Below are 14,704 nucleotides of genomic sequence, written 5' to 3'. Positions count from 1 at the left end.
CATCAGGCAACGTCCGTTCGGGCCGTGCCCACCGAGCAATTGATAGTCACATGTCGACAGACCCTCGATCAGGCAAACCGTCGCACGCATGGAAGATTCACTGGGAATAGGGGGGGCGACGGGCTGACGGGGACGGTGCGATCGCGTGGCTCCCCGAAGTGAGCAAGCCGCCGTCCGAGTATCCGGGATGGGGAACGCTCGAGCCCTGGACGTTCGCGAGACTGATGAAGGCTTTCGTTATGTCGTTGTACGAATAGATTTCCACTGTACGGCTGCGATGCTGACCCACAGACTCGCTGCCTTCCCGCTCCCAAGCCGCGCTTTCACCAACAGCGCGCCGCAACGTCGCCGGCAGCGACGTTGCGGCAGCGCGACGAGTCGGCTCAGCGCGTGCCGATCGTCACCACCAGATTTGCCTGCGAGCTGAGCCCCGCCGAATCGACCGCAGTCAGCGTCAGTATGTAGGTTCCGGCGACCGGGTGCCGCCATTTGGCAACCAAGCCCGGCCCGCTCTCGACGAACACCATGCCGGACGGCGCGCCCTTGATGTCGACCTGCACGTTGTCCGCGCCTCGGTCCTCGATATCGATCACGCCGCTGACCGCGCGGCCCTCAACACCGCTGATCGGCGCAGCCGAGATCACGGGGCCCGTTGCCTCGGACGAGATCCGCACGCTCATCGTCGCCGAACCGGACTGGCCGTTGCTGGTGTCGGTCGCCTTGACGCTGACGCTATACGTGCCCTTCGCAGGCGTTCTCCAGCTGATCACGCCGGCGCTGCTGATCGACATGCCCGAAGGCGCGCCGCTGAGCGAGAACCTGACCGGATCGGCCGCACTGACGTCGACCTGATAGCTGAGCGGCTGTTTCGCCTGGCCCGCGATCGTCGTTGCCTGCACGACCGGCTTCGATGCCGCGACGATGGTCACGTTCGCACTCGCGCTGCCCGTCGAGCCGGTGACCGTATCCCTCGCGGTCACGGTCATCTTGTAAGTGCCGGCGACCGGCTGCGCCCATGTCACCTGGCCGGAGCTATCTATGCTCATGCCCCGCGGTGCATTCGCGAGCGACCAGCTGAGCGGGTCCGACGAGCTGGCCGCCACCATGAACGACAGTGCGCTGCCCGCCGTGCCCTTGACCGTCGCGGCCGACACGACCGGCGGCGGCGCCTTGGACACACCGAGCGTCGACAGCAGGCTGCCGACCACCGGTGTGCCGAGACCCGACGGCTGATCGTAGCCGGTATGGGCCGAGCAGCTCGAGCAGTAACCGTCGTTGCCCGAAGTGACGTCGTAGAACGCAGTCGCGTACAGACCCGCGTCGGTCGAGACGGTACCGTACAACTGCGCCTGCGCGAGGCCGAGTTCGCCGAGACTGTTGCGCGACCGCTGTGCATTGGCGACGGCGACGATGCCGGCCCATTGCGGGGTCGACAGACTGGTGCCGCCGACGCTGTACCAGCTCGGCGCGGCCGCGTCGGGCGTGATGACCGCGACGTACTGACCGCTGAACGGATCCGCGTTGAACGACACGTCGGCAACCGAGCGCTTCGTCAGCGTGCCGAGTCCAGGCACCGACTTGGTCTGATACGCCGGTACCGAGGTGTACTGACTAATTCCGCCGCCGGTACCCGACCACACCGTTTCGTTCCTGGTGGTGCCGTCGTAACTCAGATGGGTGCCGCCAACGGCCAGCACGTTCGGCGACACGGACGGCCATTCGACGCCGGTGCCGTTATCGCCGGTAGCGGCCACGTAGGTCATGTTCGTGTGCTTGAACGCCGAATCGACGGAGCCGGTCCACGAGCCTTCGGGGGCGCCGAAGCTCATCGACACGACGCCGGGCCCCATCGCGTTCGCGAGGTTGACCGCCGCGATCAGGCTGCTGGTCGACGCATCCGGTGCCTGGATCAGCACGATGCGCGCGAGCGGCGCGGTAGCGTGGACCCACTGCACGTCGAGCGCGATTTCGGTGGCCCAGCCCGAGTCGTACGGCGGCGCGTTCGACGTCATCGCGCCGCTGGTCGTCGAGCGCACGACCGAGAATTGGCACGCGTTGCTGCTAGGGGCCGCGAGCGGCAGCGACGCGTACGGCGCGATGGTGGTCGTCGTGCAGCCCGGCAAGCCGAATTTCTGGTTGAACGCCGCGAGTTCCTTGACGACGTTCGGATCGCTCATCGCGTCGATCACGTAAATCGTTTGTCCGGCTCCCATTTGCGCGGCCTCGCTCGCGCTCACATTGCTCCACGACGACGGCAGCGGCGGTAGCTGATAGGCCGCGCGAATCTGCGCCGGCGTATACGTCGTTATCTGCGTTGAATTCGTCGCCGCCCGCGCAGTCCTCGTAGCGTGCCGTGCAATCGTTTGCGGCGTCAACTGCGCAAGCGACACGGCCGCCATTGTCGACGTCGACGCTTGCGCGGCAGGAGGCTGATTGGCCGACGCGAAAGGCGCCGCGCTGTCGATGTCGGAGGGCGGGTTCAACACCGCCGGGGCTGTGTAGAACGCCGGCCTCACCAGCGTGCTCGCCACCGTGCTTGACAGCGGCGACAACGACACCGAACTCGTACCTGACGAGGTGTCGGCGAGCTTCGCGGAGCTCGTGCCGCTCGACGCCGTCGAGTCGTCACTGCCACCGCCGCATCCCGCAAGCAGTATCGGCGCGAGCGCTGCGGTCACAAAGGTGGCACGCGCGAGCGTGCACCGAACCGGTCGGATAGTTTTCATTGGGATCGTCCTTCTGCGGGAGGCTGGACCGGAATTATCAGCACGGGTGGAGAAACCGCGGAGGCGGGCAGATCGGACGCGCGTCGCTGCCAGCCGCTCGCACAGGTCTGTACGGACGGGTAATAGCCGGGCGGCTCGGCGCACCAGAGTCTGACGCTTGCAGGTGGCTGGGCAGAAGGTGGAACGGGCGATGTCTGCGCTTGCGAGCTGCATGCGCCTAATCCGGACATCAGCGCACAGGCCGCGCAGATTGCCGTTACGATGCCACGTGAGCGATTCAAGCCTGCCCACGCGTTACGTTTACCTAATGAAATGAAACGGGCTGCCGGCCTCGCGAAATAACCAGAGAATTGGGCGTGCTCGTCGGTTTCGACAAGGCCGATAGCAATCCGATTGAGCTGGATCATCGTTGTTCGCGTCACATTGGATACAGGGTTGGGGCGCACAAAGCGATGATTGGTCTGTCGGCACCGCGCGAGCAAGCTTGATGGAAATTCGCGGGTTAGTTGCCGGACAGACGGTGAGAGGACCTTACCATTTTTTTTTGCAACGGGAATATCGCATGCAGCGCGCTGAAACGGGGCCACATTTTCAGCTCCTACGGCGCACCGCTTCCGCGTCTGGATAGTAGGGAATGTCCTTAAAAAAGAGGGGCCTCGCGGAGCATCACTAAAGACGATCGTTCGATCCCGCGCGGCGGATTGATGCCGCTGACTACTCACGCGGCCTACCGCGCAGTGCTCATCCGGCGGCTTGCGCGTGCGCGGCAACCGCATCGAGCGTGCGCGCCGAGTACACCGGCGTCTCGCGCGGTATATGTCATTTTTTGGAGGTCCGGGTCCGATCGGAAAACGCCGATCGGTCCACACCAGCCCGATGACGTACAGTCGCCTGATCTTTCTCCGAACGGCAGAGAAGTAGCCTAAAGCCACCTCACCACCGCCGACAGCCGAACGTTCGCAATGGCCGATGACTTGTCCTCGAGTGACGGTAGGGAATGGCCGTTCCACTCAGATATCTGCCCTTGCAACTGCGACTGCTCGACCGGCGGTAACGGGGCGTTCTGAGACCGTCGTTCGTCGAGCACATGACGTAGTGGCGTAGCGACACGCGCTCGCTGGCCCTCCAGCAGCCAGCCGCAAATCCTACGTTGCGCCCGACGAATCTAAACGGCAGCTTGCTACAACGCTTCAGCTGAGCTGGATATCACATGGAGGTCGTGGCATCGGCTCATCGTCCGCGAATGCGGTGCCGCACCGCACGGCAAACGCGAAGGCTGATTGCCGGTTCGCAAAATACTCCAGATCTCCAAGCGAGGTGGCCTAGCCATCTTCCTCAAGAATGGATATAGCTCTACGCCCCCTCCATCAGAAGCGTTAGCTGATCACTCAGGCGATGCGGGTCGCGTGCACCAAGCTTTGGATGAAAAGGTTCGGTATAGGGAAGACTTTGATACACCGGAGCGCTCGAGCACCGTATCAATGCCGGTGGCCCGAATTCCGTGCTGATAGAAAAGTTCTATCGCAGTCTCAACCAGGCGTTCACGAGCTGTAGGCTGTAGGCTCCCCTCGCTTGGGTGCGCCGCGCCTTGTAGTCTTCGTCATCATGCTGTCCAGCGTAAATGTGGTTGGCAAAGGTACATCAAACGTACACCCTACATAAAGGTACAGATTTGTACCTTTATGTAGGGTGCAGGCGTTCGACGATTCAGCCATCAATTGGAGCGAAGCGATGACTACATCTCAGAAGCACTGAGGCAAACATGACCCTGGTCCTGGAAGCAATCACCCGGGTCTTTGTCAGTCGAGACGCCAGCGTGCTTGATCAACTGTTCAGCGACAACTATCAGCAGCACAATCCACTGATACCCAATGGCCCGTCTGCAATCAAGGCACTAGTCGCCAATCTGACACCCGACTTCAAGTACGAAGCCGGGCTTGTCGTTGCGGAAGGTGACTGCGTAATGTTTCACGGCCGGCATACCGGGTGTGGTCCAAGGCCAATGGTGGCCGTTGATATTATTCGCGTCGAAAATGGCAAGATTGCAGAGCATTGGGACGTGATGCAGGATGAAGTTCCTGCGACGGACAGCGTCAACGGTAACGGGATGTTCACTGAATCCAGGTTGTGAGTGGCTTCGGGTGCACCCCGGAGCGTACTTTCTCGAATTCGCGCGATATCAGGGCCGTCGCGAGCATGCCCCTGATGGTCACGGGAGACATTCGCCGCCGCGCAGTGGCAGAGCACATGGTCGAGGCATCGAGATGGTCGGTATCGAGACGGCGCTATCCACCGATCCGAAGCTGCCGCGCGACTGGCAGCATGACAAGGACAACGCGCCGATGCTGCGTCCGATCAGATGGAAAAGCAAGACGCTGGGTTCGCTGGCCAATATGGCGGTCATCAAGTTCCAACTCAAGCGGCTCAGCGAGGGGCGCACTGTTGATCCGCACGTCTCGCCGCTCAACGCTCTGATGTTGCAGCAACTGGCTGCGGCATGCCAGACACGGCGTTACCGCCAGTGGGATGGCCCGTAAGGCGCGCCGTTAGCGTCATGGAAGCAGCGCCTTGTTACGGCTGCGACCTATGGACATTGACGGGCCACCCCTAAAGCCGGTGCCGCGGCGACCTTAGCGCCCGGAACCACTCTCTTCATCCGTCAGTTGCCACTGCTCGGGCGCAACGTCCAGACAGTGGCTGTGTTCGTGCTGTCGTTGACTGCCGCGAACTGGGACTGGCCACTGCTGCTGAGTCCGAACGCGAGGCCGAATGCGGCACCCGCTGCCGGATCGACCTGCATCTGCGCGATGAAAGTACCGCCGGGCGTAAACTCGACGATTTCGCTCGAATGCTGAGGATCAGGGGGGTTCACTGCGTCGCCATTCGCCGTCACCAGATCTCCATTGGGCGCGAGCGCCAATGCCAGCGGCCCGTGAAGGTGGGTGTTGTCCTGATAAATCAGCCTTCCCATGCCACCATCGTGCGTGAGCGCCAGCGCGCCCGAGACTGCGAATACTGCGTTGTCACCGGTTGATGCGACATAGAGGACATCATGGGGCGCGTCATAGGCTAGTCCCGTAGGGCCGACAACGAGCGCCGCGGGGTCGGTTCGGTGCGCGTAGCCGGACGCAATGATGTGCGAGCTACCCAAAAGCATCGCGCCGCTGTCCCCAATGTTGATATCGATCCTTGCCACTGTTCCGTTCAACACGTCCGAGACGAACGCCGTGACTCGCGGCCCCTGATCGATGGCTACCGTCATATCCCACGGACCGTCCAGGAGGGTGGAATCTTTCAGTTCACCAACGAGTTTGCCTTGGGGTTGATGACCAATAGCGAGCCGGGTGGGCGAATGTTCTTGCCGTTCGTCGTCGGAAGATTGCCCACCAGCACAAAGCCGCTTTTAAGCACTGCAAGTGCGGTGGTGAGGCCCAGATTCTGTCCTTGGAAAAAGGCTACTGGCTTGCTGTCGGTCACGAGCTTCACGATGGTCGTCCCCGTGCCTTGCTTGTTCGACGCGGCGTTGAAGTTGGACACCACGACGTCTCCTGGGCTCAGTGTGCTCCACGACGGCACGCCGCTGGGCACGAACGCAATACCGTACGGATTGACATCGCCCCTGTTTGGCACCGTCGATGCGACAGTGGATGTCGGTGGAAGGATTGGCTCTCCTATTGCAACGGAGGATCCCAACGACAATGCAACGAGACCGATTCCACACACAGCGCCGCGTAAATGCCGGGGCATGAAGCGGGGTAGCGAATGCAGTTTCGACGAGCGGAGAAGCTGAGTGGTTGATTCGAAGGCAGAGAACTGACGCGGAGCTTTCATGGGGCACCTCCTTCATTTAGGGACCACCCCAGCTGCGAGGGCGGCTGGGCAAACTCAGATAGTCTGCAATGCTTCAAACGAAAAGCCGCTTATACGTAAACGAGCCAACGCCTCACTTATTCCTTGCTTATGTGTGCGGCACCTCAAAGCCGACCGGCAGAGTAGGGCATTCGAAAGCAAACTGAGTGGGAATTTAAGCTGAACAGGATCGTCGTATGAGATCAGCGATGCAGCACATTTCAACTTATGCAAATTCGCATGCACGTGCGGTGGTTACATTGCGCAAGCCAATGCACCGATGGCACCAAATTGATGGGGAGGACACCAAGCCAAACCGGGCGAACGCTGGACTTCGCACCCTGGCTGGGCGACTGGTGGTGACGGGGGAAGAGGCGACGATGGTGGCTCCCGGAATACCTGGCCGCGCGGCAATGGTGGCAACGTAACCGTGGCAACGCTGTACCGGTCCCGTAACGGCATACCCGCGGGGTTCCTTTACGCCACTGACAACGGGCGGCGCAGCCGCTGCTTCTGGACGTTACGGCAATGCTGGACCCGGTGGCGATCAGGGACCCGGCGGCTACAGCCCAGGCCGTCCGATCGACTCGAGTTTTGCCAGCGCACATCAGCGTCCGCGCGAACGGCTGCGCATCGACATCGGCTCGGCGAACGCAAGCTGCGTGTTGGTCCCCGCCCTGCCCGAGTTCATTGCGCGATATCCCGGCATACGTGTCGATCGCGGCGTGAACGACCGGCGGGTCGATCTCATTGGCGAGAACGTGGATTGTGTCGTCCGCGGCGGCAACGCCGACGAGCTCTCGCTAATCGCGCATCCGCTTGGCCGGGCATCGTGAGTGACATGTGCAACGCCCGATTATCTGAAGCAACACGGCAGACCGACGCATCCCGACCGGTCTCGCCCTTGGTCACCATGACTGTCTTGTCTTCGCCACTTTCCGTTGATGATGAACATCAACGGAAGGCAGCAACGATAGGGTCGCCTTTTGGGCGACCTTATCGTCTACCTCGAGAGCGCACGGGACGGTTCGATCGTCCCTCGCAACTCAGGAGACATCCCGTCAGGTCGACGGGTTGCCTTCAACGGTCGTCGCTATCGCGACCCGCAGACGCGGGCCGAGGCGGGCTTACCGTTATGGCGGCACCAGTAAGTACCCAAGCCCGCTGGCTGGGCGCGAACCGCGGTGCCAGGGAGCCGTCATTGATTTCGCGCGTCACGGCAAAGCGACGGAACGAAGTCGCCGGTAAGAACAGGCGGGAATTGTCCGGGAACCCATCGCTGGCAGTATCCACGTCCCCCTCGCGTGCCGATATTACGCCGTCGCCATTGGTATCGACCCGTTTGACTTCGGCCACATAGGCGTCGTATAAGCGCTGCGGGAATGGCGTGCCATGCTCGAACGATGCCACTCGCACATAAGTGTCCAGGTAGATTTCGTGGGCCAGCCCGCTCGGGATGAGGCGCTGGCGGTATTCCCGCTGGTTATCGACGTCCGCGTCGAATCGGTCGGGGTCGCGCGGACCTGCACCGCCCAGCGGAGCCGCATTGTTCGGATCGTCGCCATAGTCGATCGGACTGTTTTTCACGCCTGCCGGTCCAGAGCCCGGAATCAGTGACGAGAGCGCGCCAACTTTGCCCGCTTCAATGGTACCGGGGATCCCGCCGGTAAAAGGCAACTCGTAGAGTGGATGGATCCAGTTGGTCGTGTAGTTGAACTCCCAGTAGCCGTGACAATCAGACTGCTGCATGCAGTTAAGCGCACCCATGCTTAGCTGGATCGGCACGATATTGGTCTGGCGGTCGGGGAAGTGGTCGGAAGCGTCAGGCAAATGCGGTGACCTGCCATCCATTGTGAATAGCCGGCCCGGCACATTGTTGTGTGTGCCCATCGCATGCACGGCGGCCGCGTCCGCGGCTGTCATTGTGCCGAACTGGGCGTGCCCGTCGGGTCGGGGTGGTGCGACATCCGGCACGTGTAAATCGTGGATCATCCAGCCCTCGTACCAGCCGCTTTCGTTGTTAATCACAAACAGATCTGACAGGTCGGTAAATACATCGATGAAGGCGCGAACGTTGTTGGGATCAGTGGGCAGCCCAGGCTTCGGTTCGACCACCAGGCGCACCGCACCGATGGTTGGCAAGCCGCAGTCGGCGCCAGTTGCCGTCAGCATCGCCTGGTCGTTGATGCCCGGGAATCGTGCCGTGAACAGATTGGGTTCGAATCCTGTTGTGGACAGCAGGTAATACTGGAACAGCTGGCTCGGTTTGTCGGCCTCCGCAAAGGCCTGAATGGGCAAATAGGAATGGGGCCGCTCGGCCATCCTCTCGAGGAGATCCTGCAGCGGATCCGGCAGGTGCGCGATGTCGCCGCGCTGACGCACCAGCGCGCCGTCAGCGGCAGCGTTTGGATTCGGATGGCAAGGTGGCGGCGGCTGTTCCGCGCATGCCTGGCCTGCGGCCAACGCGGCGATGAAGCCGGCAGCGGACAGGCTGGCAGCACGAGAAACCAGTGGTCTGAAGCTGCGGGGCTTAAATAACGATTGCATAACTCCTCCTGAGGATGACCCGCTTCGACGGACAGATTTGCAGTCAGGTAATGATGTGTGGTTTAGCCTCCATTGAAAGTTGAGTCGCGGGGTGTCGATGGTCGGCAGAGGATCGCCTGTCACAGAGCACGACACTGCCCCGCGGTGGGCAACCCGCGATGCGACGTAGTTGGGTGAAATCGGCAAATCGAATGCCGTGAGACACGTGTCGAGTAAACGGGTCGAGGGATCAGATATTCCGGGCGCCGCTAAAGAATGCCTCACGCGGATTGCGTCGCGACGGGCGACCGGAGATTCACAAATCGGCGGGAAGACCGCGTCCGTTATCGCATGCGGATTGTTCAGCTTCGAATGGGGTGGGTTTCATAACAGAGAAAGTTTATGAAGCAAGCGCGTATGACGCACTCCGCGTACTCGCCACAACATCCGGCTGTATTCGCGCACGACCTTAAGGAAAGCTTAAGAAGCCGCTGTTCGTTGTCGCAGCAGCAAAGTTGCGTCAGGTTGCAGGCGTAACGGCGTCGCGGTAGTTTAATTGCACCACGTCGCCCTCGGCCGGAAGGCCGATTGCTTCCAATGGTACGTTTGCGCGCGCCGAGAGATCCGGACCTGCTTGCCGCGCGATTCATTTTTGTCGCACCGGAAGAGCGGACGATCAACATGGGTTGTTACGTGGGCGCACCCTGACGTTGGTTTTGAAGACGACGTTTTTTTGCAGCGCTGGTGCGCATGCGTGAGCAAGCGCTGAAATCGTCGGCCGTCCTGCCGCGCGAATAGCGCGATGCCATTTTTTTCGAGCGACTCGACATCGACTTTCTTGTGTTGGTGGTCGGACATGATCTCAATGAGGGCTGCCATGCGGTTTGCGTTGCCGTTAATGTACTCACCAAACGCAGCCCGAAGACCTCCGACGGGTAGTCGGAGATCGCCTCTTCTTCGATACAAAAAACGGAGTACCCGTCAAGAAGAGGATGTACAGAAGTGAATCAGCCACGCGCCGTAATGGAAGCGTTTGTCAGATGCTTCGAGGTATGGATGGAAGAACTGCGTAGCGAATGATCTTTCCGATCGGCTGAGTACCGTCTCACACGGTGAGCATAATCAGTGCCGTTTAATTCCGTCTTGAGCCCGCTGATTAGGCTGCAGGCGCATTCGAACGTGACCATTTCCTGCCGACTCCCTCAGCCAGCGGAAAACAAATGCCGGAAGGATATGGCTCAATTGGAGATCAGATTCCTGACCGCAGAGAAGGCAAGGGCCGGTAGGCACGTGTCGTTCCGTCGTGGATATGCACCATTGGAGCATCTACGCTTCGTTCTTGATGAGGCATGGTTCATCGAATAGCTGCTATTCGTTGATAGCGCCAGTTCGATGCACGTACCGCCGGGAGTGAGGGCAACTCCTGAACGGCGGCTTATTCGGCTTGTGTGAACGAGTACTACCGGCCACAATCGGTCATTCGACATCGCCTCGAAGTTCGTCGGCAATCGCTAGAGATATTCGCTTCCCCCAGCGGTCGGGGGGACTTCCGATAGCGCATGTCCGCCTCACTCCCTGAGGCAGAAGCCGCCCGCTGTAGGTCGAAATTCTAGGCGATGGCGTTGCCAACCGGATGAATGAATTTCGCTTTGAGAGGTTCCTTCGGGCTAAGTTGGACTCCTGCCGCTGAACTGCAGGCCCAGTTGTCGAAAGTTTGCATTTTGCGAACAAATAGGATGGGTTGGGCAAATTCGCTCTGTGACGAGGTGGATTTGACGAAAAGACTTTGGCATCACGGTCACGGGCGCTAACCGACATGACTCGATGGCATTCGAGCCCACGCTCGATGCCTTTCCGGCAGTCTCGGGCCTGAGTGGCCAGCCGCGCAAGCGCCCGGGCAAGTTGCATGCAGACAAGGGATATGACTTTGCGCGCTGTCGGCGTTACCTGAAGCAGCGCGGTCTCGCGGCACTTATTGCCCGTCGCGGCGTGGAAAGCAAGGAGCGGCTCGGGCGGCATCGCTGGGTGGTCGAGCGCACGCATGCCTGGTTTGCCGGTTTCGGCAAACTGCAACTGCGCATTTGTTTCGAGCGGCGTCTCGACATTCATCGTGCTTTGCTTTCCCTCGCCGCTGCCGTTATCTGCTCACGCTTCGTTGATGACTTGTGTTAGCGACTCTAATGGACGCTGGTGTTTCGTAGCATGTATCGGGCAACATTGATTTCATGTTGCCGTTGGCCAAACTAGGTTCATTAGGGGCTGTCCGCCTTGGGCCACCAAAGAAGATTCCATGATCCGTAGACGCCTGCAAATCTTCCGCGAGTGAATGTGGGCTTGCGCACAGTTCTCGGCTAATAACGCGAGCCTTCACGGAGCACCAGGCTATCGTGTAGCTAGTCGGCGGGTAGAGCGCCTTCGCGTTCGCATCGCCAAACTCCACCGAAAACCCCATAAATCAATCCACGCTAATATCTCCGTCCAGAGGAGAATCTGAATGGCTTCGAACAGATTTAACCGTCGCTCTTTTCTTAAAGGTTCCACCTCGGCCGCTGCGTTGATGTCGCTACCCGTACGAGGGTTTAGCCAGACAACCTTGCTCACGCGGCTGGAATGGCAGCAGTTCAAAACGACGCCGCAGTACGCGTCGTTTCTGAATGCGGTGAAATTGATGCAAGCGGTGACCGATGCCACCAATCCGGCATCATGGCAGTACTGGGTCAACGTGCACCTGAACTACTGTCCGCACATGGTGCCGTACTTCCTCGCCTGGCACAGAGGCTACCTGTACTACTTCGAGCAGCAGTTGAGAGCGGTGTCGGGAGACAGCAAGCTCACGCTGCCGTATTGGGATTACTACAGGTATCCCCATATGCCGAGCGAGTTCACTGACGCGGCCAGCGGCAATCCGCTATATGTCACCGGGCGAGTCAATACCGACGTTTACGCTGCGCTGACGATGGCGCCTTACGCATCCAACATCATCAACATGCAGCGTGGGACGTCGAACTCCTATGAGGCGTCGTTCGAATCGGCTCCTCACAACCCGGTGCACAACATTATCGGCGGATGGATGGCCGATATGTCGTCGCCTACCGATCCCATCTTTTATCTGCACCACGGGAATGTCGACCGGTTGTGGGACGCGTGGTGCGCCGAGCCTCCGACAATCGTGCCGTCGCCAAGTAGCTCGTACTGGTCGGGGTCATTCACCTATGCGACGAACCTCACGATCGCGAAGTCGAAGTGCTATCGGCCCGAGGCTCTGAACTATCAGTACGCCCAGCCCAACAACGTGCCGTCTGCGCTGCCTCTAAACGCCCAGGAAGGGCGCATCATCCGCGTGCAGGCGCAGCTTGCACCGATCCTGGTCCGTCCTGCGATCGGCAACTTTGCGAATACGGCTGGGCGCACAATCTCGAGTAGCCGGCGTTCGCTGGGCGGCGTCGCGAACATGACGCTCAACGAGAGATCGGTCAGCGCACGTTTGCCGCTGCAAGCGTCGGACATTTCTTCGTTGAAGGATGCGCTGTCGGCGGCCGCGGCGGCTTCAGGCGCAATGGCGGGTTCCCAGGCGAGCGCGACCACGCTCAAATATCCGTACCTCGTGCTGGACAAGCTCGCTGTTACCGCGCTCGGAAAACAAGGCGGCTACTACTACAACATCTATCTGAACCTGCCTGCCGCCGGCAACGCGGACGCCGCCAGACAAGCGCATTTCATTGGCACGTTTGGCGCGTTCGAAGCATCTGGGGCCAATCACCACGGCGGTGGCACGCTGAGGCTGCCGTTGAGCGACGTGCTGCAGAATCTCGGTGTCGCGAATCTGAACGAGGCCGTAATATCGCTTGTGCGCGTGAATGGGCCGAATTCACCGAAGGGGGACGCGTTAAGTGTCGGTGAAATGCGCGTCGAACTGTCAACCGATAGACCCTGACCGCCGGTATTGAGGTTTGTTGATGGTCCAGTGGTTTCTCCTGAAGCACCTTGATTTTCCACCCCGCGGGTAACCAGTCGCAACCGGTTACCCGCGCGTCTATCCGGGCACGGCCAGCCCCGCAGAATCCAGCCTTGATCACCCGTGCCAAGGCCGTGTCGAAACCGGCATGCATGTCCAGTGGATCGACCGCCAGCGAGATCTCGTCGACACGGATCAACGCATCCACTCCCGCAGCCAGGATTGATACCTTGTGCATGGTGGAGCGGCCCCCTGAATCGCCGGACACAGTCTCCCACTCAAAATAGCGGGTAGGTAGCTGATGCCAACAGGCCAAACAGCAAAGAGCAAACAGATAGGACCAGCTGAAAGATGCGTTTCATGACTGGCGCTCGTCGTCGGAGGGGTTGATACGTGACTCGGCTTTTTATGCTCGCGCGACCCCATCCTATCTGCGCAATGCGAGCCAGATACGTGGGCTAACGCACAAAAGAAACGTACTAACAGTTGCCTTACCGCTTAAGAAAATGTTAGGAAACGCAATTGATTCCGGCAGATGAATTGGTCGACGCGAACTCCTTCTCGCAGGTCCGATCCCCATTGCCGTGTGTTGCGCAATCCGTTATCCGGGTCAACGAAGTGGAGCGACGCCGACTGGCCGTTATACCCCGTAAGCCGCCGCCTTGGTCGAACGGGGTCGGACGACCGCTTCGGGTCGATCAGCGACATTTGAACGCGCCCGGGTCGGCCGCTTGGCCGGCCGTCACGTCTACCGCCCATGTCTTGAACTCCTTGTCGGCGAATAGGCACGCGTGTCGGCCCTCGTCGGGAAAGAGAAAATGTGTCTCGTTCATGCCTGCTCTGTGGTGGCGGCCCGCCGAAGCGGGCCGAGGTCGGTCACCCGCCGGTCAGCAGCTCATCGAGCTTCGGCCGAAGCCATTGCGCTGTTTTGATGGCGGCCGGCGTGAGCTTGCGCACGTATGCGGACGTGCCGCCTGCTGAACGGGTCGGGCTGTATACGAAGCCGTTGCACTTCATCAGATCGCGGACTGGTTTATCCGGTTTTCCGTCGAACAGGAACGCGGCGCGGTTGTCCTCCACGTCTTCGCGGTACGCGTAGCCTTGCCCTATTCCTCGCGTTCGCAGCGCTCCGCGATCTTTTCGAGCGCCGCGATGCGGTCGCGTATGCGCCGAATATTGGCGCTGCTGTTGGTCAGCTCGTAAGATGCGAAGCCGGCGCGGCCTCGATAGTCCGGCCTGAACAACTTCTCGATGGCGCCGGCCGTGTAGCCAAGCGCAGCAACGCCGGCGCCATCCTCGCGGCGGATCAGCGCATTCGTGCGTTTCATCCGCTCGTGCCGTTCCTCCAGCTCGGCCAGCTTCACGCGCAGCTTGTCTACCGCTTCCGGATCATCGCTCGATATGCCGCCCCTGCCGACAGCCGCAGCGCAGTGCTCCGGTTCCTTCGCCTAGTCTTGTAGCGCGAACGCCCTGCCGAACGTATTGTGAATCCGTGCGCGATGGTTGCGGTCACCACAGGCGCGAACTATGACAAATTCCCACTCGACTTCTTTTCTGACGACAAGGTATCTCGACAGAGGATTGCCTTTCCGCCATTGTTTGGTGACGTCAGAGCGAGTGGGGAAATGTCAGAATGAATAGGCTACGG

At 60.3% G+C, this 14,704-nt stretch carries 9 protein-coding genes and 3 pseudogenes; 5 read left to right on the top strand and 7 right to left on the bottom strand.

The features are described 5' to 3' along the window. Positions 1-383: 383 nt before the first annotated feature. Positions 384-2,726 carry a S53 family peptidase gene (locus tag H1204_RS13555; protein WP_180728704.1) on the bottom strand — a complete coding sequence of 781 codons (2,343 nt, stop codon included), beginning with the start codon at positions 2,724-2,726 and terminating at the stop codon, positions 384-386. 1,384 nt (positions 2,727-4,110) lie between these two features. Next, positions 4,111-4,263 carry a helix-turn-helix domain-containing protein gene (locus tag H1204_RS13550; protein ID WP_180730961.1) on the bottom strand — a complete coding sequence of 51 codons (153 nt, stop codon included), beginning with the start codon at positions 4,261-4,263 and terminating at the stop codon, positions 4,111-4,113. Positions 4,264-4,488: 225 nt separating this feature from the next. On the opposite strand from H1204_RS13550, the gene H1204_RS13545 reads away from it, so the two are divergent. Together H1204_RS13545 and H1204_RS13540 are read left to right on the top strand one after the other, a co-directional pair. Next, entirely contained in the window at positions 4,489-4,857 is a 369-nt protein-coding gene (locus H1204_RS13545) for a nuclear transport factor 2 family protein (RefSeq protein ID WP_180728703.1), read from the top strand. A 38-nt stretch (positions 4,858-4,895) separates the two neighbouring features. Next, positions 4,896-5,263 (top strand): annotated as a pseudogene (locus H1204_RS13540) (2,4-dienoyl-CoA reductase); the annotation flags it as partial. 122 nt (positions 5,264-5,385) lie between these two features. Here the strand turns inward: H1204_RS13540 and H1204_RS13535 are convergent. Beyond that, positions 5,386-6,356: pseudogene (locus tag H1204_RS13535) on the bottom strand (hypothetical protein). A 704-nt stretch (positions 6,357-7,060) separates the two neighbouring features. Here H1204_RS13535 and H1204_RS51375 point away from each other — a divergent pair. Continuing rightward, entirely contained in the window at positions 7,061-7,411 is a 351-nt protein-coding gene (locus H1204_RS51375) for a LysR substrate-binding domain-containing protein (RefSeq protein WP_180730960.1), read from the top strand. A gap of 244 nt (positions 7,412-7,655) precedes the next feature. Here H1204_RS51375 and H1204_RS13525 read toward each other — a convergent pair whose 3' ends face one another. After that, entirely contained in the window at positions 7,656-9,122 is a 1,467-nt protein-coding gene (locus tag H1204_RS13525) for a hypothetical protein (RefSeq protein WP_180728702.1), read from the bottom strand. A gap of 1,770 nt (positions 9,123-10,892) precedes the next feature. On the opposite strand from H1204_RS13525, the pseudogene H1204_RS13520 reads away from it, so the two are divergent. Both H1204_RS13520 and H1204_RS13515 read left to right on the top strand, forming a co-directional pair. Then, positions 10,893-11,273 (top strand): annotated as a pseudogene (locus H1204_RS13520) (transposase); the annotation flags it as partial. A 322-nt stretch (positions 11,274-11,595) separates the two neighbouring features. Beyond that, a complete protein-coding gene (locus H1204_RS13515; protein WP_180728701.1) occupies positions 11,596-13,035 on the top strand; it encodes a tyrosinase family protein in 1,440 nt (479 codons plus the stop codon). Positions 13,036-13,754: 719 nt separating this feature from the next. Here the strand turns inward: H1204_RS13515 and H1204_RS52625 are convergent. The 3 genes from H1204_RS52625 to H1204_RS51365 are packed head-to-tail and all read right to left on the bottom strand — an operon-like array spanning position 13,755 to position 14,420. Continuing rightward, on the bottom strand, positions 13,755-13,889 hold the full coding sequence (locus tag H1204_RS52625) for a hypothetical protein (protein ID WP_274608185.1): 135 nt from the start codon (positions 13,887-13,889) through the stop codon (positions 13,755-13,757). Positions 13,890-13,932: 43 nt separating this feature from the next. Continuing rightward, positions 13,933-14,136 carry a hypothetical protein gene (locus H1204_RS51370; RefSeq protein WP_243468507.1) on the bottom strand — a complete coding sequence of 68 codons (204 nt, stop codon included), beginning with the start codon at positions 14,134-14,136 and terminating at the stop codon, positions 13,933-13,935. Between the two features lie 26 nt (positions 14,137-14,162). Then, positions 14,163-14,420 (bottom strand): hypothetical protein, encoded by a 258-nt coding sequence (locus tag H1204_RS51365; protein WP_243468506.1) that lies wholly within the window; start codon positions 14,418-14,420, stop codon positions 14,163-14,165. Positions 14,421-14,704: the final 284 nt, after the last annotated feature.

Source organism: Paraburkholderia sp. PGU19, assembly GCF_013426915.1.
Classification (GTDB): domain Bacteria; phylum Pseudomonadota; class Gammaproteobacteria; order Burkholderiales; family Burkholderiaceae; genus Paraburkholderia.
The sequence above is the reverse complement of the archived record's forward strand: the minus strand, read 5'-3'. Positions and strand labels throughout refer to the sequence as shown.

Excerpts from the sequence above, each read along its gene's own strand:
- H1204_RS13555 (WP_180728704.1), bottom strand. The coding sequence starts at position 2,726 with ATGAAAACTATCCGACCGGTTCGGTGCACGCTCGCGCGTGCCACCTTT.
- H1204_RS13545 (WP_180728703.1), top strand. The coding sequence starts at position 4,489 with ATGACCCTGGTCCTGGAAGCAATCACCCGGGTCTTTGTCAGTCGAGAC.
- H1204_RS13525 (WP_180728702.1), bottom strand. The coding sequence starts at position 9,122 with ATGCAATCGTTATTTAAGCCCCGCAGCTTCAGACCACTGGTTTCTCGT.
- H1204_RS13515 (WP_180728701.1), top strand. The coding sequence starts at position 11,596 with ATGGCTTCGAACAGATTTAACCGTCGCTCTTTTCTTAAAGGTTCCACC.
- H1204_RS52625 (WP_274608185.1), bottom strand. The coding sequence starts at position 13,889 with ATGAACGAGACACATTTTCTCTTTCCCGACGAGGGCCGACACGCGTGC.